20 protein-coding genes and 1 pseudogene are annotated in these 23,942 nt (G+C 61.5%); 15 read left to right on the top strand and 6 right to left on the bottom strand.

Features of this window, described 5'->3' with window-relative positions; all coding sequences use genetic code 11:
- Positions 1-131 precede the first annotated feature (131 nt).
- The 7 genes from obgE (at position 132) to RCH93_RS17700 (ending at position 10,773) form a co-directional block, all read left to right on the top strand.
- Positions 132-1,160: a GTPase ObgE gene (obgE, locus tag RCH93_RS17730; protein ID WP_306549770.1), complete on the top strand. Its 1,029-nt coding sequence runs from the start codon at positions 132-134 to the stop codon at positions 1,158-1,160.
- A complete protein-coding gene (proB, locus tag RCH93_RS17725) occupies positions 1,141-2,316 on the top strand; it encodes a glutamate 5-kinase (protein ID WP_306549769.1) in 1,176 nt (391 codons plus the stop codon). Before obgE ends, proB begins: the two co-directional genes overlap by 20 nt.
- Positions 2,317-2,441: 125 nt before the next feature.
- Positions 2,442-3,701 (top strand): glutamate-5-semialdehyde dehydrogenase, encoded by a 1,260-nt coding sequence (locus RCH93_RS17720; protein ID WP_373693319.1) that lies wholly within the window; start codon positions 2,442-2,444, stop codon positions 3,699-3,701.
- A 3-nt stretch (positions 3,702-3,704) separates the two neighbouring features.
- Complete coding sequence (nadD, locus tag RCH93_RS17715) at positions 3,705-4,382, top strand: nicotinate (nicotinamide) nucleotide adenylyltransferase (RefSeq protein WP_306549767.1); 678 nt, start codon at positions 3,705-3,707, stop codon at positions 4,380-4,382.
- Positions 4,379-7,666: a UvrD-helicase domain-containing protein gene (locus tag RCH93_RS17710; RefSeq protein WP_306549766.1), complete on the top strand. Its 3,288-nt coding sequence runs from the start codon at positions 4,379-4,381 to the stop codon at positions 7,664-7,666. The genes nadD and RCH93_RS17710 overlap by 4 nt, the downstream gene beginning before the upstream one ends.
- A gap of 3 nt (positions 7,667-7,669) precedes the next feature.
- Positions 7,670-9,370: an ATP-binding protein gene (locus RCH93_RS17705; protein ID WP_306549765.1), complete on the top strand. Its 1,701-nt coding sequence runs from the start codon at positions 7,670-7,672 to the stop codon at positions 9,368-9,370.
- 71 nt (positions 9,371-9,441) lie between these two features.
- Complete coding sequence (locus RCH93_RS17700; RefSeq protein ID WP_306549764.1) at positions 9,442-10,773, top strand: diguanylate cyclase domain-containing protein; 1,332 nt, start codon at positions 9,442-9,444, stop codon at positions 10,771-10,773.
- On the opposite strand, the gene RCH93_RS17695 is transcribed toward RCH93_RS17700, so the two are convergent.
- The 5 genes from RCH93_RS17695 to RCH93_RS17675 all read right to left on the bottom strand — a co-directional run bounded on the left by RCH93_RS17695 (position 10,748) and on the right by RCH93_RS17675 (position 17,181).
- Complete coding sequence (locus RCH93_RS17695) at positions 10,748-11,203, bottom strand: CBS domain-containing protein (protein WP_306549763.1); 456 nt, start codon at positions 11,201-11,203, stop codon at positions 10,748-10,750. The two genes, RCH93_RS17700 and RCH93_RS17695, sit on opposite strands and share 26 nt — an antisense overlap.
- The gene (locus RCH93_RS17690) at positions 11,197-12,807 is read right to left on the bottom strand and encodes an NAD(P)H-hydrate dehydratase (protein ID WP_306549762.1); all 1,611 of its coding nucleotides are present in this window, start codon (positions 12,805-12,807) and stop codon (positions 11,197-11,199) included. The genes RCH93_RS17695 and RCH93_RS17690 overlap by 7 nt, the downstream gene beginning before the upstream one ends.
- Before the next feature lie 152 nt (positions 12,808-12,959).
- The gene (lptF, locus tag RCH93_RS17685; protein WP_306549761.1) at positions 12,960-14,234 is read right to left on the bottom strand and encodes an LPS export ABC transporter permease LptF; all 1,275 of its coding nucleotides are present in this window, start codon (positions 14,232-14,234) and stop codon (positions 12,960-12,962) included.
- A gap of 19 nt (positions 14,235-14,253) precedes the next feature.
- Positions 14,254-15,630 (bottom strand): M23 family metallopeptidase, encoded by a 1,377-nt coding sequence (locus RCH93_RS17680; RefSeq protein ID WP_306549760.1) that lies wholly within the window; start codon positions 15,628-15,630, stop codon positions 14,254-14,256.
- A gap of 45 nt (positions 15,631-15,675) precedes the next feature.
- On the bottom strand, positions 15,676-17,181 hold the full coding sequence (locus RCH93_RS17675; RefSeq protein ID WP_306549759.1) for an Rne/Rng family ribonuclease: 1,506 nt from the start codon (positions 17,179-17,181) through the stop codon (positions 15,676-15,678).
- Between the two features lie 181 nt (positions 17,182-17,362).
- On the opposite strand from RCH93_RS17675, the gene RCH93_RS17670 reads away from it, so the two are divergent.
- The 4 genes and pseudogenes from RCH93_RS17670 to RCH93_RS17655 all read left to right on the top strand — a co-directional run bounded on the left by RCH93_RS17670 (position 17,363) and on the right by RCH93_RS17655 (position 20,256).
- Complete coding sequence (locus RCH93_RS17670) at positions 17,363-18,214, top strand: glycosyltransferase family A protein (RefSeq protein ID WP_306549758.1); 852 nt, start codon at positions 17,363-17,365, stop codon at positions 18,212-18,214.
- Entirely contained in the window at positions 18,211-19,326 is a 1,116-nt protein-coding gene (locus RCH93_RS17665) for a radical SAM protein (protein ID WP_306549757.1), read from the top strand. Before RCH93_RS17670 ends, RCH93_RS17665 begins: the two co-directional genes overlap by 4 nt.
- Positions 19,327-19,433: 107 nt before the next feature.
- Positions 19,434-19,912 (top strand): annotated as a pseudogene (locus RCH93_RS17660) (YbaK/EbsC family protein).
- Between the two features lie 44 nt (positions 19,913-19,956).
- On the top strand, positions 19,957-20,256 hold the full coding sequence (locus tag RCH93_RS17655) for a helix-hairpin-helix domain-containing protein (protein WP_306549755.1): 300 nt from the start codon (positions 19,957-19,959) through the stop codon (positions 20,254-20,256).
- A 58-nt stretch (positions 20,257-20,314) separates the two neighbouring features.
- Here RCH93_RS17655 and RCH93_RS17650 read toward each other — a convergent pair whose 3' ends face one another.
- Complete coding sequence (locus RCH93_RS17650) at positions 20,315-20,689, bottom strand: YidH family protein (RefSeq protein ID WP_306549754.1); 375 nt, start codon at positions 20,687-20,689, stop codon at positions 20,315-20,317.
- 440 nt (positions 20,690-21,129) lie between these two features.
- On the opposite strand from RCH93_RS17650, the gene RCH93_RS17645 reads away from it, so the two are divergent.
- From RCH93_RS17645 to RCH93_RS17630, 4 genes are all read left to right on the top strand, one after another.
- Entirely contained in the window at positions 21,130-21,414 is a 285-nt protein-coding gene (locus RCH93_RS17645; RefSeq protein ID WP_306549753.1) for a hypothetical protein, read from the top strand.
- A gap of 260 nt (positions 21,415-21,674) precedes the next feature.
- Positions 21,675-22,475, top strand: coding sequence for an EI24 domain-containing protein (locus tag RCH93_RS17640; protein WP_306549752.1), 801 nt, complete (start codon positions 21,675-21,677; stop codon positions 22,473-22,475).
- Between the two features lie 147 nt (positions 22,476-22,622).
- The gene (locus tag RCH93_RS17635; RefSeq protein WP_306549751.1) at positions 22,623-23,081 is read left to right on the top strand and encodes a type II toxin-antitoxin system RelE/ParE family toxin; all 459 of its coding nucleotides are present in this window, start codon (positions 22,623-22,625) and stop codon (positions 23,079-23,081) included.
- 186 nt (positions 23,082-23,267) lie between these two features.
- Entirely contained in the window at positions 23,268-23,510 is a 243-nt protein-coding gene (locus RCH93_RS17630) for a type II toxin-antitoxin system RelE/ParE family toxin (RefSeq protein WP_306549750.1), read from the top strand.
- Positions 23,511-23,942: the final 432 nt, after the last annotated feature.

The following is a 23,942-nucleotide window of genomic DNA, read 5'->3' as shown; positions in this document are numbered from 1 at the left end:
CACGCCTGCGGAGGGTCTTTTTTCCCTCCTTTCGAGGGGTTGCCCCGCTTGAAGCATTGCGGACCCGGCATCAAATTTTTGATGCCGGGTTTTTTCGTATTATCCCCCTCCTTGTATTTCCCGGATGAATTATGGGTTTTGTCGACGAAGCGAAATTTTTCGTAAAGGCCGGTGACGGCGGCAATGGTTGCGTCAGTTTTCGGCGGGAAAAATATGTGCCCAAGGGCGGCCCCAACGGCGGCGACGGCGGCAAAGGCGGCGACGTCTACTTGGTGGCCGACCCCAATCTCCGCTCGCTGATCGATTTTCGCTACCATTCGCATTTCAAGGCCGAACCCGGCGTGAGCGGCGTGGGCAGCGACCGGCACGGGCGGGGCGGCAAGGATTGCGTGCTCCGGGTGCCGCTTGGTTCGGTGATCAAGGATGCGGAAACCGGCACGGTGCTGGTCGACCTGACCGAACCGGAGCAGGTCTATTGTGCCGCCGAAGGCGGCAAGGGCGGCCTGGGCAACGCCCGTTTCGCCACCTCGACCAATCGGGCGCCGCGCAAAGCCACCCTCGGGCGACCGGGCGAAGAGCGCTGGCTGCGGATTGAGCTCAAGCTGCTGGCCGACGTCGGTCTGATCGGCTTGCCTAACGCCGGCAAATCGACCTTGCTGTCCAAGCTCTCCGCCGCCAATCCCAAAATCGCGCCCTATCCGTTCACCACCCTGGAACCACAATTGGGGGTGATGCACATCAAATTCAGCGATCCCTGCATCATTGCCGACATTCCAGGCTTGATCGAGGGCGCGCACGAAGGCGTCGGGCTGGGACATCAGTTTCTGCGCCATATTGAACGGACCTCGATCCTGCTGCATCTGATCGACGTTTCCAGCCCCGATGATCAGCCCCTGCAGGATTATCAGGTGCTGGCCAGCGAGTTGGCCGCGTACAACGAGGAATTGCTCGGGCGCAAGCGTTTGATTGTCCTTAATAAGATCGATCTGGTCGATGAAGAGCGTCTGGCCGAGGTCACGGCGCAGTTTGCCGGGGCCGGATTTCAGGTGCTGGCAATATCGGCGGAGATGGAAGACGGTCTGGAATCGTTGAAGGAGCTGCTCGGCAATCTGCTGGAGGAGCAGCGCGCAGAGGTGCGCCATGACCTTTCAGGTGAGTAAAGACGACGGTCTTTTTTACCGTCAGTCCCTTTTTGATCAGGCCAAGCGGGTGGTGATCAAGGTCGGCAGCGCCGTCCTCACCGACGACAACGGCCTGGATTTGACCATCATCGGCAACATTGCCCGCCAGGTCTCCTTTCTTCAGTCCACCGGACGCGAGGTGATTCTGGTCAGTTCCGGGGCGGTGGCCGCCGGTCGCAAGCGGCTGGGCGTGGTCAAAACCCCGCACGAGGAACTCAGAATCAAGCAGGCCCTGGCCGCCACCGGTCAAGGCTTGCTGATGCAGGCCTATGAACAGGCCTTTGCCGATTTTCAGCAGCCGGTCGCCCAAGTGCTGCTCACCCACGCCGACCTCTCCCACCGGGGCCGGTATCTCAACGTCCGCAACACCATCCTCACCCTGTTTGAATTCGGGGTGGCGCCGATCATCAACGAGAACGACACCGTGTCGGCCGAGGAACTGCGTTTCTCTGACAACGACACCCTGGGCGCCTTGATGACCAACATGATCGGCGCCGACATGTTTATTATCCTCACCGACGTCGACAGCCTCTATACCGGCAATCCGTCGGCAGATTCCACCGCCCGCCCCATCTACACCGTTGCCCAGATAACCAAGGAAATCGAGACTATGGCCGGACAGGCGACCAGTCTGGTCGGCACCGGCGGGATGATGGCCAAGATCCGCGCCGCCAAGATGGTGGCTGCCTGCGGCGGGTGTTCGTTCATTGGCCCTGGCCGGCGGCCGGACATCCTCCAGGCCCTGTTCAGCGGCGAACTGGTCGGCACCTTTTTCCTGCCCGGCAAGGGCAAGATCAATCGGCGCAAACACTGGATCGCCTATGTGCTCAAACCGCAAGGATTTCTGGTGATCGACGACGGAGCCCGCCGCGCCCTGGTGGAACAGGGCAAGAGTTTGCTGCCCTCCGGGGTGTGCGAGGTCCGGGGGAGTTTCGCCGTCGGCGCGCCGGTCCATTGTCTGGGCGAGGACGGGGTGCTGATTGCCGCTGGTCTGAGCAATTACAACGCCGTTGACGTAGAGCGGATTCGAGGCAAAAAAACCCATGAGATTGCCTCCATCCTTGGCGGCAAGGACAGCGACGAGGTGATCCACCGCGACAACCTGGTGGTCATGGGTCGGGACGGCCTGTTGTAAAGCCGCTTTACAAGCAAGGCGCTTCACGTCATAGTGGGGCGTTGAAGGTGAGATTGAGAGCCGCGCCGCCGGACCACCCGGCAGGCGCCCCGTGCAGAGCAGAGGAGAACCCCGCAATGGAACCCGTGCAGATCGAAGCAATCGTTTTGGATATGGTGAAAAAAGCCAAGGCCGCCTCCCGCAGCATCGCCGCCCTGCCCGCGGCGGTGAAGAACGCTGTGCTGCTTGACGTCGGCGAGGCCCTGGTAGCCCAGCAACCGTTCATCCTCCAGGAAAACGCCAAAGACATGGCCGACGCCAAGGCCAAGGGCATGTCTGAGGCCATGCTCAACCGGCTGCAGATCACCGAACAGGGCATTCTCGACATGGTCCAGGGATTGCGCGAGGTGGCCGCCCTCGAAGATCCGGTGGGCGAGATCAGCGAGATGCGCCGCCGCCCGAGCGGCATCACGGTTGGCCGCATGCGCGCTCCGCTCGGCGTTATCCTGATGATTTTTGAATCCCGTCCCAACGTCACCATCGATTCCGCGGCCCTCTGCCTCAAGGCCGGCAACGCGGTGATCCTGCGCGGCGGCTCTGAGGCCCTGCGTTCCAATCTGGCCCTGGCCAAGGTGCTGCAGGAGGTGCTGGCCAAACACCAGGTCAATCCCGCCATCGTCCAGGTGCTGGCCTTCACCGACCGGGGCGGCGTCGATTGTCTGCTCCGGCAGGAGGCCTACATTGACCTGGTCATTCCGCGCGGCGGCGAGGGGTTGATCCGGGCGGTGACCGAAAAATCCCGCATCCCGGTGCTCAAACACTACAAGGGCGTCTGCCACTGCTTTGTCGACGCGGACGCCGACATGGACATGGCTATCCCGGTGATCCTCAACAGCAAGGCGCAGCGGCCCAGCGCCTGCAATTCCCTGGAAGCGCTGCTGGTGCATCGGGAGATCGCGGCGGAGTTCCTCCCCCGCGTGGCCCAGGCCCTGCACAAGGCCGGGGTCCGCCTGCTCGGCTGCCACAGCAGCTGTTTGCTCTGCGACGAGATGATCGAACCCGCAGCCGAAAGCGACTGGGGCAGGGAGTTTCTGGAATTGGCCATGGTGGTCAAGGTGGTGGCCGACATCGACGAGGCCATGGACTATATTGCCCGCTACGGCTCCCAGCACACGGAAATCATCCTCACCCGCTCGTATGAGCGCAGCCAGCGTTTCCTGCGCGAGGTCGACGCCTCGGCGGTGATGGTCAACGCCTCCACCCGCTTCAACGACGGCGGTCAATTTGGCCTGGGCGCTGAAATCGGCATCTCCACCACCAAACTGCACGCCTACGGGCCCATGGGCCTGAAAGAGCTGACCACGCAGAAATTCATCGTCTACGGCATGGGCGAAACCCGCGCCTGAAGCGTGCCCGCTCCCTGCGAGGGCCGCACTATCGGCCTGTTCGGCGGCACCTTTGATCCGGTGCATTCGGGGCATGTGCATCTGGCCCGCCACGTGCTCGACCGTTGCCGTCTGGACAGCCTGCTGTTCATCCCGGCGCCGCGGCCGCCGCACAAACGGCAGACCGCAGTCTCCTTTGCCCACCGCGCGGCCATGCTCGAAGCGGCGCTGCTTGCGGCCGACAATCACGGCCGGATGCAGTGCTCCTACATCGAAGAACACCTGCCCACGCCCTCCTACACCATCAACACGGTGGAGGCCCTGACGCGTCAGGCGCCGGGACAGCGCTTTTCCCTCATCATCGGCGCGGATTCGTTGTTTGATCTGCCGCACTGGCGCCGCTCCGACGAACTCCTGGCCCTGGTCGATCTGATTGTGGTTCGACGGGACACGGTGGATGCAGTGATGATCAACCAGGCGCTCGTCTCCCTTGATCCCGCCTTCCACTTCGATGAGCCCCAGGGGCGCTGGAACGGCCCGGGAGGGCGGACCGTGACCTATCTCAGCGACATCGAACTGCCGGTTTCCTCCTCCTCGATCCGCAAGGAACTGGCCCTGGGCCGGGTCCCGGCCATGCTGCCGCCGGCGGTGTTCGCCTACATCAAAACCCATCATCTCTACGGTTGGCGGGACAGCGCGTGAACTATATCGCCGATCTTCACATCCATTCCCATTACTCCCGGGCCACGAGCAAGGCCAGCCATCTGCATGGGCTGGCGGCCTGGGCGGCGGTCAAGGGCATTGGCGTGGCGGCGACCGGCGATTTCACCCACCCCGGCTGGTTCGCCCATCTCCACGACTGCCTTGAAGAGGCCGAACCCGGTTTCTTCCGCCTGAAAAGCGAACCCGGCCGCGACTGGAGCAACCTGCTGCCGCCGGGCGTTCAGCCCGTTGTTCCCCCCGAATCGGTCCGTTTTGTGCTCAGCGCCGAGATCAGCTCCATTTACAAGCGCGGCGGCAAGGTGCGCAAGGTGCACAACCTGCTCTACGCCCCGGATCTGGAGTCGGTCCGGCGCATCAACGCCACCCTGGCCACCCTGGGCAACATCGCCTCCGACGGTCGCCCCATTTTGGGCCTTGATTCCCGCGATCTGCTTGAAATTCTCCTCGAAAAGGCACCGCAGGGGTTCCTCGTGCCCGCCCACATCTGGACCCCCTGGTTTTCCCTGTTCGGTTCAAAATCCGGGTTTGACCGCATCGAGGACTGCTTCGGCGACCTTAGCGATCACATCTTTGCCCTGGAAACCGGGCTGTCCTCGGACCCGGAGATGAACCGGCTGATCTCAAGCCTTGACCGTTTCACCCTGATTTCCAACTCTGATTGCCATTCCCCCGGCAAGCTGGGCCGCGAGGCCAACCTGCTGGCAACGGATTTTGATTATTTTGCCCTGCGCGAGGCCCTGCGCTCCCCGCGCAACCCGGCAGGCGAGCAGGTCTTTGCCGCCACGGTTGAGTTCTACCCGGAAGAGGGCAAGTACCACTGCGACGGTCACCGCAAATGCAACGTCTGCCTGGAGCCTGCGGCCACCCGCAAAGTGGGCGGGCTCTGCCCGAGTTGCGGCAAACCGTTGACCATCGGGGTGCTCCACCGGGTGATGGAATTGGCCGACCGGGCTGAACCGGTCTTTCCAGCCGGCAGTCCGGCGGTGCACAGCCTTATTCCCCTGCAGGAAATCGTTGCCGAGCTGCTGGACTGCGGTCCGGCCAGCAAGAAAGTGGCGGCAGGCTACGCGCGGCTGATCAGCGTGTTTGGCTCGGAATTCGGTCTGCTCCTGGATACGCCGATTGCGGAGATTCAGAGCAAGGGCTTTCCGCTCCTGGCCGAGGCCATTGACCGGGTGCGGACCAACCGGGTGATCCGCCAGGCCGGGTACGACGGCGAGTTTGGCGTGATCACGGTGTTTTCCGCCGGCGAGCGCGCCAGTCTCTGCGGGCAGAGCAGCCTGTTGGGGCCGATTGCGCCGGTGCCGCGAAGCAGGACCAAGCGAACCCGGCTGGACTCCGCCGAAGATGAGCGCATCCAGCTGGTGGTGGTCGCGCCGACGGCCAAAGGCCTGAATAGCGAACAGCAGCGGGCGGTGGCAAGCGAGGCCTCGCTGGTTCTGGTCCAGGCCGGACCGGGAACCGGCAAGACCCACACCCTGGTTGCTCGGGTGCAGCGGCAGCTTGGACATGGCTCCGGACCCTGTGCGGTGATCACCTTCACCAACAAGGCGGCGGCCGAGGTGCGCGAGCGACTGGGCAAGGATGCGGCGAATTTGGCAAACGCGACCGTCGCCACCTTTCACGGCTTCTGCCTGAGCCAGCTGCGCCGCGCCCAGCCCAACCTGCAGGTAGTCGGGCCTACGGAGCGGGCCGCCCTGATTGCCGAGCTGCATCCCGAGTGGAGCGAACAGGAGCGGGCCGATTTTTCCCGCGCCCTGTCGTTGGCCTTGCGCAGCCCCGAGCTGCCGGCGCCGGGAACCGATGCGCGCCGCTATCTCCAGGTCCTGGAAGAGCGTTCGCTGGCGGATCTTGACGCCCTGGTCCCGCAAACGGTCGAACTGCTCCGCCGGGGCGGCGAGCCTGCAGCGGCGGTGCGCGCGGGCGTCGCCCATCTCTTTGTCGATGAATTTCAGGACGTCAACCAGGCGCAGTACGCCCTGGTGGCGCTGCTGGCCGAGCATGCCTCGGTGTTTGTCATCGGCGACCCTGACCAGGCCATCTACGGATTCCGGGGCGCGGACCCGCGCTGGTTCCACACCTTTATCCAGGACTTTCAGCCCGAGTGTCATCAGCTGAGGCGCAACTACCGCAACGGCGCCGCGATCCTGTCCGCAGCCGAACAACTCATCCGCCGCAATCCCCATCCCCGACCGCTTGAACCCATGCAACCGTGCAGCGGACAGCCGGGCACGCTCCATCAACAGGACTGCCCCAACCCGGAACGCGAGGCGGTCTTCATCGCCGATCAGATCGAGCTGCAGTTGGGCGGCACCTCGCACCGCAGCCTGGAGCGGTTTGATCACACCGGGGCGGCGGCCGCCTCGTTGCGCGACATCGGCGTGCTCTGCCGGACCTCGCGTCAGGCCGAGGTCATCGGCCGGGTGTTGAACGAGCGCTCCATTCCCTTTCAGCTGGTCGATCTTGAGGCCTATTACACCAAGGGCGATTGCCGCCTGCTCTACGCCTGGACGCTGCTGTTGGCCGGGCTGGCCGAACCCGAGCATCTGCTGTGGCTGCTCGGCCGCGAGCCGGGAATCGGGCGTCAGTCCCTGCAGCTGGCGCGGGCTAGTTTTCTGGACGCAGGCCAAGGGCCGCCGTCGCTTGACCATCTGGCCCTGGACGGCCCCGCCGGAGCGGCTTTAGCGCGGTTTCGCCGGCTACACGCCCAATTGCAGCGGCTGGCGGGCGAGCAATCGGCAGCATCGGTGTTGGCCGCGCTCATCGACCATTACCAGTTTGACGCCCAGGAACCGGATCTGGCTCGCCTGCGCGAACTGGCCCTGACCTTTGGCGACTCGCTGCCGGATTTTGCCGCCCATCTCCAGCGGTTCAGCGATTCGGTGCTGTTTGATCCGCGCGCCGAGGCGGTGACCCTGTCCACCCTGCACGCCGCCAAGGGGCTTGAGTTTCCGGTGGTGTTCATTGCCGGCGTCGAGGACGGACTGCTGCCGCTGGCGCCGCGACAGCCGCTGGCCCCCGAAGCCCTGAAGGCGCATCTCGAGGAGGAGCGGCGGCTGTTTTTCGTGGGCCTTACTCGCGCGGGGGCGGCGCTCTACCTCACCTGGAGCCGGTCGCGGTCGGTGCATGGTCAGCAATCCGACCACCGGCAACCCTCGCCTTTTTTGGCGGAATTGCCGCCCACTGTTTTTTCGCCGCCGCCCCAAATGCGATCGGCCGCGAAACGAAAGCCGGCGCACCGGCAACTCTTGCTTTTTCCCTGAGCCATGGACCCGTTGACGCAACTGCAGGACCGCATCGCCGAACTCGAAGCCGAGACCCAGCGTCTGGAGCGGGAAAACAAAAAGTTGCGGCAAAAGGCCCGGCAGGCCGATTCGGCCAATCAGGCCAAATCCGATTTCCTGGCGATGATCAGCCACGAGATTCGCACGCCGATGAACGGGGTGATCGGCATCAGCGAACTGCTGCTCGACACCGACTTGCAACCGCGTCAGAAGCACTTTGCCCAGCTCATCCGCACCTCCGCCGCCAGTCTCCTGACTCTGATCAACAACCTGCTTGATTTCAGCAAGATCGAGGCGGACAAGATGGCCCTTGATGTCGAGCCCTTTGATCTCCAGACCCTGCTGGCCCAGTTGGTGGCCCTGTATCAGGTGACCGGCCGGCGCAAAGGATTGACCGTGAGCGCCGAGATCGCCCCCACCCTGGCGCCGCGCTATCTGGGCGACGCCTACCGGCTGCGCCAGGTGCTGGTCAATCTGCTGGGTAATGCGGTCAAATTCACCGAGCAGGGCACGATTCTGCTGCGGGTGAGCCTGATTCACCGTAGCGACGATGGGGACCTGCTTAAGTTCGAGGTGCAGGATTCGGGAGTGGGGATCGCCGACGAATCCATAGGCAAGCTCTTTCAGCCCTTTTCTCAGGTCGACAGCTCCACCACTCGGCGGTATGGCGGCAGCGGGCTTGGGCTCTCGATCTGCGCCAAGCTGGTCAAGTTGATGGCAGGGGACCTTGGCGTCCGCTCCAACTACGGCCAGGGCTCGACCTTCTGGTTCACCCTGCCGCTGTCGGCGGCCAGAACCAGCCCCGAGACCGAAACCGCGCCCGCAGAGGAACGCGAGCCGGCGGAGCATCTGCCGATCTTTGGCGAAATCGATGCCGGACCGCCTCCTGGGGCCGAAAAAGGGCTCCGGCTGCTGTTTGTCGACGACGAGGAAACCAATCGAATCGTGATGGCGGAAACCTTCCGCCACGCTGGGGTTGAGATTGTGCTGGCGGAAAACGGCCAGGAGGCCATTGACCTGTGCCGGTCCAACCGATTTAATCTGATCTTCATGGATTGCCAGATGCCGGTGGTCGACGGATTTGCCGCCACCAAGGCCATTATGGAGGAAGCCGAGCGCAACCAGCGCAAGCCGCCTCCGATCATCGCCCTCACCGCCGACGCCACCGCCGGGGCCAAGAAACGGTGCCAGGAAGTGGGCATGGTCGATTATCTGATCAAACCGCTCGATTTTAAGAAATTACAGGCGGTGCTCTCGTCCTGGCTGCCCGAACTGCAGGCCTCGGTGGTGCCCAAATCGCTGGCTGCGGAGGAGGGCGGCGACGATGGGGCGGACGCGGCGGCAACCGGCGCCGTGGTGGTCAACGCGGCGGTGCTCTCGCGCTTGCGCGAGCATGTCGGCAACATCGCCCCGGTGGTCGGCGTCTTTTTGCGTTCTCTTGACCGTCGGGTCGCCGAGCTGGAGCGGGCAGTGCAAGCCAAGGAGAGCGAGGCGATCAACAAGGTGGCCCACACCATGAAAGGCAGCAGCAGCCAGTTCGGAGCCGAGGAGCTGGCCCATCTGTGTTTGTTGGCGGAAAACATGGGCAAGAACGGCAATATCGCCCAAATTGACCGCATTTTTGCGCAAATTGTCCAAGCCGTGGCCCAGGTAAAGCATTTTTTCGCCGAACAGCTTGATTAATCTTGAGTTCTTTCTACAATTACAGTTGAACTGTTCGTCAAATCAAACCTCTTCTTGGTGATGCACAGGCTATGACAGTCTCCCTTTTGTCGGGCTCCACACCGGTCATTCTGATTGTCGACGACGACGAAGTGATCCGCATGCTCATGCGCCAGTTTCTGGAGAGCGAGGGCTATGCGGTCGTTGAGGCGGAGGACGGCCACGAGGCCCTGGAGAAGGCGGCGGAGCAGGCCTTTGATCTGATCATCCTGGACATCGCCATGCCGGGCATAGACGGACCCGGCGTCTGCGAGCACATCCGCAGCTCCATGACCGACCCGCCGCCGGTGCTGATGGTGACGGCCCTGGACGACGAACGGAGCATTGAACGCTCCTACAGCGCCGGCGCGGTTGACTACATTCGCAAACCGCTGCGCTGGCCGGTGCTGAAAAACCGCATCCGCTATATCCTTGGCTCACACCGGGCCAAGCAGGAACTGGAGTTGCTTTCGCGCAATTACGAGATGATTCTCGACGCAGCGGCCAACGGCATCTGCGGCGTCGACGACGCCGGCATGATTTCGTACATCAATCCGGCGGCGTTGAAAATGCTGGGGTACAGAAACGAGGAAGTCAGGGGGCGCAACTGCGGCGACGTCTTCAAGCTCTCCCTGCCCGGCAGCGAGGATTTTTCCGAGGCCTGCTGCCCGTATTTTGGTCAACCGGACGCACACGCCACCACCTGCTACGACGAGGCCCGGATGCTGCGCAAGGACGGCACCAGCTTTCCGGTGGATTTTCGCTCCACCCCGATTCGCCAGGGGCAGCGGCTGGTCGGCGGGGTGCTGGTGTTTCAGGACGTCACCGAGCGCCAGGAAGCGGCGGAACTCATCCGCTACATGGCCAACCACGACCCGCTCACCAACCTGCCCAACCGCAACTATTTCCGCAGGCGACTGCCCCAGGCCATCTCCCTGGCCAAGCGCTACGGCCGCATCCTCTGCCTGCTGTTCATCGATCTCGACCGGTTCAAGCCGATCAACGACCAGTTCGGGCATGGGGTCGGCGACATTGTCCTGATGCAGGTGGCGGAACGGTTGCGCAGCGTGCTGCGCACCTCGGACTCGGTGTGCCGGCTGGGCGGCGACGAATTTGTGATTCTGCTGGAGAGCACCGAGACCCTGGAAGGATCAACCCTGGTGGCGCAAAAGGTGATCGAGTCGCTCAACGAACCGATTGAAGCCAACGATCACATCTGTTTCATCGGCGCCAGCATCGGCATCTCAGTGTTCCCCAACGACTGCAGCGACGCCGAAACCATGCTCCGCCACGCCGACATCGCCATGTACGAGGCCAAGAAAAAAGGCCGCAACTGCTGGCAGCTCTACGCGCCCATCGTTACAACCCCTGGGCAATCGTCCTGATAATATCCGATTTGCCGATCACCCCCACCAACCGCCCCTCGGACATCACCGGCAGGGTGTGGATTTTTTTCTCCGCCATCAAGGTAGCCAGTTCCTCCAACTCCGTTTCCGGCCCGACGCTGATCAGCTTGCGCGAACAGATGTCGCCGACCTTGGAGCCTGCGATTTTTTTCAGCTCCATTTCCATCTTTTCCGGTCGTTCAAGAAAAACAAAGGCGTCCAAGATGGCAAAGGCCGTCGGCAGATGCACCTTTTTGTTTTGAAAAATCAGATCGCTCTCGGTAACCACGCCGATCACCTTGCCCGCGTCGTCGACCACCGGGGCGCCGCTGATGTTGCTGGTGAGCAACAGCGCGGCCAATTCCCGCACCGTGGCGTTTTCTTTGACCGTGATGACCTCGCTCGTCATGATGTTCTGTGCTGTCAGCATATTATATTCTCCTGGTTGAAGGGTTTGATAAAAGTTCCAATGACCTGCGGCAAGATCTGAGCCACCTCGGTGGCGGAGAAGCCGTAGGGACGACCAACGGCGATCTGGTCGGCCGCCAGACCGTGAAGATACACGCCAAGACAGGCGGCTTGCCAGGGAGCATGCCCCTGGGCCAGCAAACCGCCGATGATGCCGGCCAACACGTCGCCCATGCCGCCGGTTCCCATGCCGGGGTTGCCTGTGCCGTTAATGGCCCATTCCCCTGTGGCCGCAGCCGCCACCGTGCCCGCGCCCTTGAGCACGGTGATCATCGGCGGGCTGTCGGCGGCCATGTCCTGGTTGAGCCACTGGGCCGCCGCGAGTCGGTCCGCCTGCACCGCCTCAATGGTTGATCCGAGCAAGCGGGCCATCTCGCCCGGATGGGGGGTGAAAATCCGCGGGCCGGCTGGTTTGCGAATCACCTCGGGATGGGCGGCGAGGATGTTGAGGGCGTCGGCGTCCACCACCATTGGGCTGCTGATTTCCGCGTACAGCCGGAGCGCCAGCTGCGCCGTTGCCTCTTCCGTGCCGATGCCGGGACCGAGGACCAGGGCGTCTTTGCCCCTGGCCGTGGATTCGATCAGGGGATAGTCGTCAATGGAAAGAAACCGATGCGAGGCGGGCAGCGGCACGGACATCGACTCGGCGATGGCGGTTTCAAAGATGGGGTTGAGGTCCTGGGGAACCGCAAAACTCACCAGACCGCTTCCACTGCGCAGCGCTCCCTGGGCGCAGAGCAGGGCGGCGCCGGTTTTTCCCTCGGAGCCGGCCACAATCAGGAGGTGGCCGTTTGCGCCCTTGTGCGCGGCTTTCTCACGGGGCTGGAGCAGGTGGGCGATGTCGCGGTCAAGCAGCGAACCGCTCAGTCCCATCTGCGCCACCACCTTGGTGGGGATGCCGATGTCGACCCGTTCCAGCCGGCCCACACTGGGGCCGCCGTGATGAAAATGTCCGGGTTTGGCCAGGCCATAGGTGACGGTGAGGTCCGCCTGGACCACCGAGCCGAGGACGGCGCCGCTGTCGCTGTTCAGGCCCGAGGGCACGTCCACGCTGACCACCGGCAATTGATGGCGCTCGCGCAGGATGTTGAGGCCGGTGATTACGTCCAGGAAACGGCCTTCGACCGCTCGCGCCAACCCGGTGCCGAAGATCGCGTCCACCAGGCAGTGCATGGGATGGATCCGGTTGAGGGTTAGGACGGTGTCGATCAGGGTGAGCATTTTTTCTGAATAATCGAGCACCTGGTAGGGCAGGCGGAGCCGTTTGAGAATGGCGAAGTTGTGGGCCGCGTCGCCTTGCAGTTGTTCCGGATCAACCAGGAAAAAGACAAAGGGAAAGGCCCCCAGGCCATGCACGGTGCGGGCGATCACCAGGCCGTCGCCGCCGTTGTTGCCGGGGCCGGCAAAGACGCACACGGTTTTGCCCGCCACCGGTCCCAGAATTTGGATCATTCGATCCACCGTGCCCCGGCCGGCGTTTTCCATCAGCACCATGCCGGGGATGCCTATCTCTTCAATGGCGCGTCGGTCGAGTTCGCGCATCTGCGCGGCAGAGGCCAGTTGCATGGGCGATGTTCTCGTGATCGTGAGGGTTTGCGGGGCGTCGGCAACAGCTGCAACCAGCTGCCGCCCAAAAACAGGTCGGGTCTGCTCGTCACTATAAAGGGACTTGCGGCCGGCGGCAACCGCGTATTGGTTCCGCGACGCGGCTCCCTGGGTTAGGGCTTGCGGCCGGCGAGGCGATCAAACAGTCGTCGGCCGAGAGCAACGGCCCTTTGCCAGGCGGTCTTGAGCGCCCGGTCGTAGAAGGCCAGCAGCACCCGCTGCACCGGCTCCGGGATCAGCGGCCGTTCCCGGTTCACCCGCCGGAAAATGAGCACAGTGAGGAGCAAAAAGAGGATGTTGGGCAGCCACATCCCCAAAACCAGGGGCACAACCCCTTCCTCGCTCATCACCCGGGTGGTGGTGAAGGTGATGTAGTAGAGCACAAAAAAGCCCAGCCCCAAGGGGATGCCCACGGCCTGTCGACCCGGCCCGGCCTGCAGTCCCAGCGGCAGTCCGAGCAGGCTGAGGATGAAGCAGCCGACCGGCAACACCAACCGATGGTGGTATTCGGACAGGTAAATGCGCGCCGCCTTGGAATCGGGCGCGAGTTTGGCGGCGGCCTTGAGCAGTTGATCCTGACTCATAGCCCCGCGGGTCTGGCTGGTGACGTCTTCCTTGCCGACCTGGGTCGGCTGGCGCAGTGAAATCTGCAGCTGATAGCGCTCAAAGCGGATCAACTGGTTGTCCAGGCCTTCGTTGTTGTGCAGGGTGCCGTCGTTGAGGACAATCGTCACCATCATCCGCTCCATCTCGGCCTCCATGTGCCCGGTTTTGGCGACAGTGATCAGCGGTTGGGTGCGGCCGCGCATGTCGGAGACATAAACCCCGTGCCAGCGCTGCTGGTCGTCGATTTCATCGACATAGACGACGATGTCGCCCAGAGCCTCGGTGAATTCCTTGGCTTGCAGCCCCTTGTCGATCTTTTCCTTGGCCAGTTGAAACATCAGTTGCTTGAATCCCAGCGCGCCGGCGGGGATAAGGCGGATGGAAAAAAAACCGGTCAGGGTGGCGATGGCGGCGGCGATGAGAATCACCGGCGGCAGCATCTGCTTGAGGCTGACGCCGCAGGCCTTGAGGGCCAGAATCTCCCGGTCGTTGGTCAGGCGGGTGAAGCCGACGATCACCCCGGCCATGCTGGCCATGGGAATGATGTAGAGCAGCATCCGGGGAAAGATGTAGGAAAACAAGCGGATGAAATCAGCCGGACCAATGCGCAGGGCCAGCACCACCTCCAGGAGCGGAATCAGCCGCACCAGGAAAAAAACGCCGTAGAGAATGAGAAAGCTGGCAAAGAAAGGGGCCAGCAGTTCGTTGGCGATGTAGCTGTAGAGCAGCAGGGGCGGGCGGCGCCGAAACCACGGCGCAACGCCGTCGGCGGCCGTTTTCACGCCGTCTGCTGGAGTCGGTTCAGGGCGCATTGAAGGCGGCTTTGATGTTGACGTCGATCCAGTGCTGGTCCCACCACTCGATTGGGGTGACGAAAATGCCGTGCACCAGCATGGAAAAATGGAGGTGGTCGCCGCCGGCCATGCCTGTCGTGCCAGAGCGGGCGATGGGTTGGTTTTTCTCCACCAGCGTCCCCACGGTGGTTTCGATGCTGCTCAAGTGCGAGTACAAACTGGCGACGCCCTGGCCGTGGTCGATAATGATCATGTTGCCGTAAATGCCCAGATAATCGGCAAACACCACCTTGCCCCGGTTGGCGGCGCGGATCTCGGCCCGTTCAGTGGAGGCGATGTCGACCCCGAGATGGGTCTGGTTGTCGATGGCCGTGCCGTTGTGAAGGTAGGTGCGCTGGTCGGCGAACCCGGCCCGTCCGGCGCCGGGCATGCGGAAGAACCGGTCGGTCCACAACTGCTGGGGATCGGTGGTTGCACAGGTCTTGGCAATGGCCTGGGCGTTGCTCTGCCGCACTTGGTTGTTGACGTAGAGATATTTTTCCAGCAGCGTGCCCTTCATCTCCGGATAGTGCTGCTCGAATTCCGGCATCTTTTGCTGCAGGAACTGTTCGCTGAGATTGATGCTGTCGTGTTTGTCCGGGTCCTTCTTGAAGACCGAGGGCAAGGGGACTGCGGCCTCGTTGCCGGCCTCGTCAAAGGCGACCACCCGGACCTTTTCCGGTTTGCCGGCGTCCCAGGGCAGGGCGAAGTAGGCGACAAAGGCGTTTGCTTTGTTCGTGGGAAATCCCGGGAAAAAGGCGTTGTCAATCATTACTCCGTGCCGCGCCGGTTGCTCGGATACGGTGTAGAGCGCCATGCCGCTGCCGCCGGGATGGATCAGGCGCGGACCGTGCGTCAGCACTGCCTTGGGCGGGGTGGTGTCCATGGCCACCGGGATGCGGGTGAGGGTTTCGTTGCCCTTGAAAAATCCGTTGAGCGAGAAATCCCGCACCGAAATGGTCAGCTCCGCGTTGCCTTCCTTGATGCCCGCTTTCTGGGCGTCGATGGTCACCTTTTCGTTGAGAATTTGCGGCCCGGCGGGTTTGAACCAGGCGGCGCGCGGGAAGGTGCGTTCCAGGAGCACGGCGCTTTTGGGGCCCTGGGTCAGGGTGATGACCACGGCGCTGATGCCGCTTTTGTTGTCGGTGACGTGCAGGGGCAGCTCAACCTTGCCGCCCAGGTATTTGATCTGTTTGTCCAGCACCAGGGTCGGTTTTTCAAATTCAAAGAGGAGAAAGGCGACCACGGCCAGGGCAAGTACGGCGGTGGCGGCCAGGGCCAGGAGCAACTGTTTGAAGAAACCGCCTTTTCGCGCCGAGCCGCGCAATCGGATTTGTGTAGCCATAGATAACTGTTGGAGAAATTGGATTTGGGGGTTGATCGGGTTGTGCTATTCGTTCCAGATCACGTCGTAGCGCTTGATGTGCATGTCCGGAACCGGGATGATGGTGAAGCGTTTTTCCGTTTTTTGTTCGAGCAGCTCAATGGTGTAGGATTCCTCGTTGAGCAGCATCTCCGCGATGTGGGGATGCACCTTGATGGTGACGTGCGAGCCGCCGATTTTGCGCGAATCGCGGCTGATCTTGCGGAAAATTTCATGGCAGATGGTGCGCCGCGACTTGATGAAGCCGTCGCCGCCGCAGTACAGGCAGGGCTCGCACATGGTCTGGATCAGGCTTTCCGACAGCCGTTTGCGGGTCATCTGCACCAGGCCGAACTCCGAGAGCTTGAGGATGTTGACTTTGCTCTTGTCGTTGCGCATCGCTTCCTGGAAGGCGGTGTACAGCTCCTCGCGGTGCTGTTCGTTGTCCATGTCGATGAAGTCGATGATGATGATGCCGCCGAGGTTGCGCAGCCGGAGCTGGCGGGCGATCTCGCGCACCGCCTCCATGTTGGTCTTGAAGATGGTCTCGGCCAGGTCGCTGGCGCCGACGTAGCGGCCGGTGTTGACGTCAATCACCGTCAGGGCCTCGGTGGGCTCGATGATGATGTAGCCGCCGGAGCGCAGCCAGACTTTTTTGTCGAGCGCGCTGTTGATGTCCGCCTCAACCCCGTAGCGTTCAAACAGGGGCAGGTCGGACTCGTAAAAGGTGATCTTGTCCTGCAGCTGGGGGGCAAAGGTCTTGGCGTAGGACAGCAGCTGCTCGTAGACCTCGTGGTTGTCGATCACCAGCTCGTTGATGTCTTCGGTGAAGAAATCGCGGACCGAACGGAGGATGATGTCGAGATCCTTGTAGATCAGGCAGGGGGCCGGCGACTTCTGCGCCTTGGTGAGGATTTCGTCCCACAGCAGCAGCAGGAACTCCATGTCCGCTTCCAGGGCCTCGTTGCCGATGTTTTCAGCCACGGTGCGCATGATGAACCCGGTGCCCGGCGGGCGCAGCACCTCGATCTTGTCGCGCAGCTGCTGGCGGGTGACCTCGTCCTCGATCTTGCGCGAGATGCCGATGTGGTCGGTCAGGGGCATGAACACCAGGTTGCGGCAGGGCAGGGTGATGTTGCAGGTCAGGCGGGCGCCCTTGGAGCCGATGGGTTCCTTGGCGATCTGCACCAGAATTTCCTGACCCTCGCGGAGGATCTCGTTGATGGCCGGGGCGGCGGAGAGATGGGGCGGCGGGATCGAGCGAAGTTTGTGCCCAAGGGGAAGGCGCTGGAAATTCTCGGCAAATATGTACAGGGCTTCGTCGACGTAGAGAAAGCCGGTGCGGTCCAGACCCACGTCGACAAAAGCCGCATCAATGCCGGGCAACACCCGAACCACCCGGCCCAGGTAGATGTTGCCGATCAGCCCCTTCTCCGAGACCCGTTCCAGGTGGAATTCGCGCAGATTGCCGTTTTCCACCAGCGCGATCCGGTTCTCGTAGGAGGTTGCATTGATGAGGATGTCTGTGTACATAGAAATGCCGGGTCAGATGCCGTCCGCTGTAACCAAGGGCCAAGGCGCAACCGTGCGGACGCGTAAGTTTTTATGAAACAAGCATTTTACTATACTATACTGTCGGCAAACCGCTAGGGTAAATTGGCCGCAACCCAGGCCCGCAGGCCGGCGGCGGGGCCGTTTGGGGTTGGTAACTGATTTGATTACGGCAATAATCCCCACCTATAACCGGGCCGCGCACCTGGAGCGGGCCATCGGCTCGGTGCTGACGCAGCGGCGGGCCTGCGACGAGCTGATCGTGGTCGACGACGGCTCCACCGACCAGACGCAGGCCGTGCTGGCGCGACTGGCCGAAGGCGCCCGCATCCCAATTCGTGTGCTGCGCCAGGACAACCGGGGCGCGGCCGCAGCCCGCAACCTGGGCATCCGCATGGCGCGGGGCTCGCTGCTGGCTTTTCTTGATTCCGACGACTGGTGGCTGCCGGGCAAACTGGCCGTGCAGGCGGCGGCCATGGAGGCCCGGCCTGAGGTGCTGATTTCCCACACCCGCGAGATCTGGCATCGCAACGGCCAACGGGTGAATCAGAAGAAGAAGCACGACCCGCCCGACGGCGACGTCTTTGCCGCCAGCCTGGGGATGTGCGTGGTCGGCATGTCCACGGTGGTCGCGCGGCGGCAATTTTTTGATCGCTACGGTTTGTTTGACGAAGACCTGCCCTGCTGCGAGGATTACGATCTCTGGCTGCGGGCCGGGAGTCGGGAACCTTTCCTGCTGGTGCCTCAACCGTTGACAGGCAAGGAGGGCGGCCGGCCGGATCAGCTGTCTGAAATCCACCGCATGGGCATGGACGTCTTCCGCATCCGGTCGCTGGCCCAGCTGCTCGATTCAGGGGTGTTGACCCCAGCCCAGCAGCAGGCGGCACGCATCGAACTGATTCGCAAGTGTCTGATTTACGGCCAGGGCTGCGTCAAACACGGCCGACCCGAGGAAGGGGCGCGCTATCTGGCGCTGGCCCAGCTCCATCAATCAACAGGGAAACACGAGTTTTGAAACAGACCTCCTCCTACGGCGACCCCGCCGGTTTTGTCACCCGTCTGCATGTGGCGGAAGATTGTCTGGACGCGCCCTACGCCCGGGAGATCATCGCCCGCGCCGGCCTGCCGGTTACCGTGGTCGGCGAGCGCGGCGCGCCCGACATTGCCGGCGATTATCCCTACAACATGACCGCCGGCAAGCGCCACCTGCTCTTGTGCCGCAACCGGGGCGCTTTTTTCAAGCCCTGTCCCGGCACCCGCGAGTACCGTTGCTGCGACTACCAGGTGCTCAACATCGGCATGAACTGCCCCATGGATTGCGTCTATTGCATCCTCCAGGCCTATCTCAACAACCCTTGGCTCAGCTTTTTCATCAACGTCGAGGACCTGTTTGCCGAGCTTGACGCGGCCCTGGACGCCGAGCCCGAGCGCTTCTTTCGCATCGGCACCGGCGAATTCACCGACAGCCTGGCCCTGGACAGCCTCACCCGTCTCAGCCCCCTTTTGGTGCGGTATATGGCCGGACGTAAGAACGCGGTGCTGGAGCTAAAATCCAAAAGCGTCAACATCGCCAACCTCGAAGGCCTGGAGCACCAAGGCCGCACCCTGGTCGCCTGGTCGCTCAACAGCCCGCCGATCATGGCTCGCGAGGAGATCCGCACCGCCACACTGGAAGAGCGTCTGCAGGCGGCGGCCCAATGCGCCGAGTGGGGCTACCGGCTGGCCTTCCACTTTGACCCGATCATCCTCCACGACGGCTGGCAGGAGGGGTACCAATCCACCATCCGCCGGCTGTTTGCCACAGTCCCGGCCGAGTCCATCGCCTGGATCAGCATGGGCGCGCTGCGCTATCTGCCCTCTCTTAAACAGATTGCGGCCGAACGATTTCCGGGCTCGCGTTTTTTTTACCAGGAATTCATCGACGGTTTGGACGGCAAACGCCGCTATTTCCGCAGCCAGCGGGTGGAGATGTACCGGTTTATTCTGGAGGAGCTGCGCAAGTATGCGAGTCCGCGCACCTGCATCTATTTTTGTATGGAAAACGACACGATCTGGCGGCAGGTCTTTGGGTTTGCCCCGGAAGACCAGGGCGGCCTGCCGGCCATGCTGGATCGTTCGGTGCGTTGAGGCGGGATTGCCGGGATGAAAGGATTGGGTTGAACCGCGCTACCCGCTACGTGGTGGTGTTTGTACAGGAGCAGGGAAGATGAACAATCATAAGTGGAGTCGTCAACATGGTTGATCTGCCGGAAAGCTGCCAGCGGGTGCAGCGATTTTTAGACGCAAGCGACCTGGACAGCCGGGTGGAGATTCTTGCCGCCAGCACCCGGACCGCGCAGGAGGCGGTCGACGCCCTGGGCTGCACGCCGGCGCAGATTGCCAAATCGGTGGTGTTCCGCGCCAAAGCCAGTGACCGTCCGGTGCTGGTGATTGCCTGCGGCGACAACCGGGTTGATGAAAAGAAGGTGGCCGGCGTGATCGGCGAGAAGATCGGCCGGGCGGACGCCGATTTTGTCCGCGCCCGCACTGGTTTTGTCATCGGCGGGGTGGCCCCTTTGCCCATGCGGAGCAGCCCCTGGTGCTGGTGGACGCCACGGTGCGGCGTTTTGCGCGGATGTGGGCCGCCGCCGGGACCCCGCACGCGGTGTTCAGCATCGCCAGCGAAGACCTGATCCGCCTGGCCGGCGGTCCGGTTGCCGATATTGCCGCGTGAGCGTCCCATGGAACGCCGGGCTATTTCCCGCCTGACCTGCGCCGATGAAAAATCCTGACCGAACACTCCTCGACCGACTGGAACAGCTGCCCAACATCGGCAAGGCCATGGCCGCCGACCTCCGCCTGCTCGGCATCGAACACCCGCAACAACTGATCGGCCGGGACCCGCTTCAGCTCTATCAGGCGCTGCAGGAGATCACCGGTCAGCGACACGATCCCTGCGTGCTCGACGTCTTCATGGCTGCGGTCGATTTCATGGCGGGCGGCGAATCCCGCCCCTGGTGGTCGTTTACCGCTGAGCGCAAACGCCGCTATGGCCGCTTGTTGCCGACGCTCCCGTAGGGGCGGCGCTTGGTCGGCAGCGCCTGGGGACGGTGCAGCGGTTGCGCTTCGGGCAAGCTCAGAGCCTTGCGCCGTGGAACAGGTAGGCGCTCAGGGCTGCGCCGAGTGCGGCGACAATCAGATTGGCCCAGGGAGCGAGTCCGGTGAGGTAAACGTCGGGGATCTCTTTGGGGTTGAGCGTGCGCAGAACCTTGCGGTACTGCGTCACCGCCGCCACTGCGGAGAGCGAGCCGAGTAGAATAAAGGACAGGCCAATCCAGAATGAAAGTCCGCGCTGGAGCGTCTGGCTCTGCTGCGGCAGCAGGGTAGAGAGGAACAGGCCAAAGCGCTCGACCACAAAGCCGAAGGCCATCAGCGTCAGCGAGGTGCGGGTCCAGGCCAGCAAGGTCCGTTCGGCCGCGAAAAACACCCTGGGATCATTCAATGTCGACATGGCGGCTCCAGCATGGTTGGGGAAGTGGTTGCTGCGGCGGTTCGCATTGCGCCGCTGCTCGCGCGCACCGTAGCACGGGACGCGGATGCAAAGGAGTTTTTTTCGCCCGCATCCTGAATTTTGTCCGGCGGCTGGCGCGCAGGAGAGCCTGGCAGAGGGCCGAATATCCGGGCGATAGGTTGGCGTGTGTTGTGTAATTCCATTTCTCAATCAAACGAGGCCTGCTGCACACCGCAACATCTCGTCGAGGAGGGTGCGTCATCTCAACCCGTAGCCTGGATGAAGTGCAACGGAATCCGGGAACAGATCATATCAAACCCCGGATTCCGCAAGCTGCATCCAGGCTACGGTCCGCCGGCCCGCTCTCGTTCTCTGGTGTCCAAGCACAACCGCGTTTCACTTTTGAAATGGAATAACCCTTTACCTTGAAGGAGACGGCAATGGGATTGCTGCCGATTATGGAAAAAGGAAAGCCGACGGCCTGCCACCGGGAGTGGCCGCTGTTTTACATGAACGATTTTTCCCGTCTGGGCCTGAGGGTCGATTGCCTGGAAAAGGCGCTGTCCGTTTTGCGGTCCTGCGGCTATACGATCCTGGAGGATGAGAACGGCGCCGTGGCGGCAATCGCCGGCAGGGAACAGTTGCTGGGCGTTTTCAAAGCGCTGGCGGACCATGCCATCGCATGCGAAACCGCCGACCTGGTCAGTTGCGCCTATCAGGGCTGATAAGCCCCTGCACCCTGCCCGGCGGGCAGGGCAAAGTTCTCGGAACTCTCTTGGAACCCCTGCGCAAGGGCGTGCCGCTTGTCGCGCTTTCTCTCTTGTCGCCTTCGCTCCAGAGGGCTATAGAGTGGCCTTGAAGAGGAGTGCCCGCTGCTGTGAGAAAAGCAGCCGGCTAGTTCTTCTCAATCGGCCGGCACGCATCGCTTGCCGACGCAGTCCAACCCATCCGCCTGGTGCGGCATTCCCCCAAAAGCCAAAAAGCCATGAACACAACCACCTCATCCCATCCCGGCCATCCCGTCGCGTCGCCTCCCTGGGTGCCGCTCAGCTTTTCCTTTTCCTTTCTCTTTCGCTATCCCCGCCTGTTGGGCTGGAGCCTGGTGCTGGTCGTGCTCACCGGCGGCCTCACCTGGCTGGGGTATCTGCTTTCCGTTGATCTGATCAACCAGCTCAGCGGTTCCCTGTTCACCACCCCGCCAACCGTGGACAAATTCTGGCATTGGCCCCTGCTGTGGGGATGGACGGCCATGAAATGGGTGTACCTTATTCTTTCCCGAGTGGTCGCCTTTTACCTGGCCTTTGTCCTGGCGTACAGTTTAACCACACCGGGATACGTGTTTTTAAGCACCTGGGCCGGCAACCGCTACTGTGCACAGGCTGGACACGGAGAGGCCGCCCTGACCCTGTCGGGGGCGCTGATTGATCTCTGGGAGGGTATAAAAATCGGCGCCATGGGGATTGTGGTCACGGTGGTCGCCCTGTTTGCCAACTTCATTCCGGTGGTCGGCCAGGCGGCGGTTTTTGTTCTCTACACCTATTACTCGGCGTTGATGTTTGTCGACTATCCGGCTTCCCGCTACCGCTGGACCCTGGGCGCGAAAATGCTCTGGCTGCGGCGGCATCCCCATCAGGCCTTCCGACTGGGAGTGCTTCCAGCGGTGATCAGCATGATCCCGCTACTGAACGTCTTTTTGATGGCCCTGTTCTTTCCCCTGTTTACCATCCACGTCACCCTGAATTTTTTGGTGATCGAGGGGAGAAAAGAGGTGGTCGCCTCGCGCTGAACCCGATGGTTGTCGCCGGGCCTCTTTCTCCACAGGGGGGCGGAGTGCCGTTCCGGCGATGGTCGGAGGCAACCGGCATGGGGCGAGCGAGCCGAATCCCGCAACGCCTGGGGATGGCGACGTTAATGGATTTCGCCCCAATGCTGCGTGACGCGGCTGAAAGTGCACTGCTGGATGCCCTGCTGCCCCTTCTTTTCTGGAAGTGTGGTCATGAATATACTCAGTCTGCACGGGCCTGACGGCTTGCCCGAGTTCGAAGCCTTTTTGCATCTGGTTTCCGGGAAGCTCGCTGCGGCGATATGTCGAAAAATGCAGACCTACAACGAGTTCGATGATGTGTATTCCTGCAGCAGTTTGAAAATTCTCAACCCCAGAATTTGGGGATATAAGGGAACAATTTACAAGCTACGCGTGGATTGCGGAAAAGAGTCCGCCCGGGTGCTTTTTGTCAAAACACCGGCCAACGATATCGTCCTTCTGCATGGATTTGTAAAAAAGACCCGAAAAACACCCGAGAAAGACGCCAGAATCGCCATGCAAAATTTCCAGCGACTGAAAAACAACGGGGCCGTCGCTCCCATGCCGCTGGCAAAATATTTGCTGTAATGTATTGAATTTTCAGGCGCTGACGTGTTGGATTGATGGATGCCCTCAACCGCCTCATGCGGTTGGTGAAGCGCAATTCCAAGGTTTCTCTGACTCCTTATTTCCAAAAAAAGTTGCTGCCTTTGAACATGAATCCGTCCCCGTTTCCTTTCCGCAGATGGAGGCGGGAGAGAAAATTAGCCTCGATTGGAATTACGTATCATGTCACCGGAACCCCCCGTTTACAAGCTGCGCGTGGATTGCGGAAAAGAGTCTGCCCGGGTGCTTTTTGTCAAAACACCGGCCAACGATATCGTCCTTCTGCATGGATTTGTCAAAAAGACCCGAAAAACACCCGAGAAAGATGCCAGAATTGCCATGCAAAATTTCCAGCGACTGAAAAACAATGGGACTGTCGCCCCGTTGCTGTTGGTGAAATATTTGTTGTAATGTATTGAATTTTTCAGGCGCGGAGGTGTTGGATTGATTGATTTCCTCAGCCGCCTCATGCAGTTGGTGAAGCGCAATTTTAATGTTTCTCTAGTTCCTTATTTATGTCTATGCAGCTAATCGAAATTACCTTTTTCTCTTTTTTTAATATAAACAAATCCAAATGTTGTAACTCTAATATATTCATTTTCTCCAGTGTGCAGATAAGTGTGGATTGGGGAAAAACCTGGAACAGGACGCGTGATTTCGTATTTAAGGTTTAAATTATAAGAATTTGCCATGTCTTGTGGAAAGCTATTAGCATCTAGATCTTTGCCCTGAATCAGTGACAGTCTTGGCCGGATTTCCCTTTTATGGTTCGGTTAAGTCGTTTTTCAGGGAGTGACAACTCCCGAAGTTGGCATGACCCGCACGCTACGGCGACATTGGCGT

This window comes from Desulfobulbus sp., assembly GCF_030824455.1.
Classification (GTDB): domain Bacteria; phylum Desulfobacterota; class Desulfobulbia; order Desulfobulbales; family Desulfobulbaceae; genus Desulfobulbus.
The sequence above is the reverse complement of the archived record's forward strand: the minus strand, read 5'-3'. Positions and strand labels throughout refer to the sequence as shown.